1 protein-coding gene is annotated in these 1,194 nt (G+C 64.7%); it reads right to left on the minus strand.

The features are described 5' to 3' along the window. Window positions 1-114: 114 nt before the first annotated feature. The gene (locus AC1DXV_RS34870; RefSeq protein ID WP_477864866.1) at window positions 115-1,125 is read right to left on the minus strand and encodes an IS5 family transposase; all 1,011 of its coding nucleotides are present in this window, start codon (window positions 1,123-1,125) and stop codon (window positions 115-117) included. Window positions 1,126-1,194: the final 69 nt, after the last annotated feature.

The following is a 1,194-nucleotide window of genomic DNA, read 5'->3' on the forward strand; positions in this document are numbered from 1 at the left end:
GGATGAGCTGATCAATTCAATGTCTGGAGCCGACAGCTTCTCTGCGAATGCATTGCACCGCGGCGAGCGCACGTTTGCGTGGATTTCGAATGATTGGCGAGCTCGTCTTAACCTTCAGGGCGCACTGACCCCTGCAGGCCTGAGCAGCGGCCTCTTGGCGATCATGAGGTTGGCCAGCGCGAACAGGCTGTACATGCGCGCCCCGTTCTTGGCCAGCCCGCGATAGCTGACCTTCTTGTGGCCGAACAGGTTCTTGATGATGTGGAACGGGTGCTCCACCCGCGCCCGGATCTGCGCCTTCTTGTGTTCGACCAACTCCGCCAGGCGCTTGTGCACGCCGTCGGCCATCGCGGCGATCGTGCCGCGCTTGGCCGCGATCAGCCAGGCGATGTCATCGTGGATGCGCCCTTCAGCCTGCGCCTCGACGATCTCTTCTCGCTTGGCCACGCCCGTGTAGCCCGAGTCGCCGTGCACGCGGCGCTCCTGGCCGTGCAGCAGCGCATGCGTGTTGGCCACGTCGCTCTCATTGGCCGAGGTCACGTGCACGCTGTGCACCAAGCCCGAGTCGGCATCCACGCCGATGTGCGCCTTCATGCCGAAGTAGTACTGCTGGCCCTTCTTGGCCTGGTGCATCTCGGGGTCGCGCTCACCCTCCTGGTTCTTCGTCGAGCTCGGCGCCGCGATGATCGTCGCGTCCACCAGCGTCCCCTCGCGCATCAGCAACCCGCGCTCGCCCAGGTGCGCGTTGACCTTCTCGAAGATCGCCTTCGTCAGCTCGTGCTGTTCCAGCAGCCTGCGGAACTTCAGCAGCGTGGTCGCGTCTGGCACCTGCTCGCGTGCCAAGTCCACGCCCACGAACTCGCGCATCGCCTGGCTGTCGTACAGCGCGTCCTCCAGCCCCTCGTCGCTCAGGCTGTACCACTGCTGCAGGAAGTACATCCGCAGCATCCGCTCCACGCCGATCGGTGGGCGACCGACGCGGCCGCTGCGCGGATAGTGCGGCTCGATCAAGCCGCACAGCGCCGACCACGGCACCACGCGCTCCATCTCGCCCAGGAACTTCTCGCGCCTCGTCTGGCGCTTCTTGCCCGCGTACTCCAGGCTCGCAAAGCTCGTCTGTTTCATGCAACCATCCTCGCTGTCCACGCCTCGTTCGGCCATCGAGATCTGCCCGAATAAATCAGCGGTTCCCTA

The sequence above is a fragment of the Rhizobacter sp. P3_C12 genome (assembly GCF_056402735.1).

Bases quoted from the DNA above. Each gene is read 5' to 3' on its own strand.
- AC1DXV_RS34870 (WP_477864866.1), bottom strand. From the start codon at position 1,125: ATGAAACAGACGAGCTTTGCGAGCCTGGAGTACGCGGGCAAGAAGCGC.